Origin of the sequence: Pseudoalteromonas sp. SG41-1 (genome assembly GCF_014164575.1) — a bacterium.
Taxonomy (GTDB): Bacteria; Pseudomonadota; Gammaproteobacteria; order Enterobacterales; family Alteromonadaceae; genus Pseudoalteromonas; species Pseudoalteromonas rhizosphaerae.
This window is the reverse complement of the sequence record NZ_JACJFL010000132.1, coordinates 1-291: the sequence shown is the minus strand read 5'-3', so window position 1 is coordinate 291 and position 291 is coordinate 1. Positions and strand designations below refer to the sequence as shown.

General features: G+C 51.9%; 1 protein-coding gene. It reads left to right on the top strand.

From position 1 onward, the window contains the following. Positions 1 to 291 (top strand): hypothetical protein (locus H5203_RS22600; RefSeq protein WP_182820384.1); only part of this gene is annotated, 291 nt, incomplete at both ends.

Here is a 291-nt window from a genome sequence, read left to right as displayed (position 1 = left end):
GCCACACAATCGGATACAGCGGGCAATACTTCAAGTGCAGCCAGCACCTCAGTGATTTTAGATAACGCAGCACCGAATGCCTTGACCATAACGACCCCGATTGAGGTTGATGGCCGGATCAATGCCGTAGAAGATGACCGTGTATTGATCACCGGCTCTGGGGCGGAAGCCAATGCCAGTGTCAGTGTGACTATCAGCGATGGTTCGAATAACCAATCGCGTACTGTGACGGCTGATGGCTCTGGGGCATGGACTATCAGTGGTCGTGAGTTTGATGTCAGCAGCTTTAAT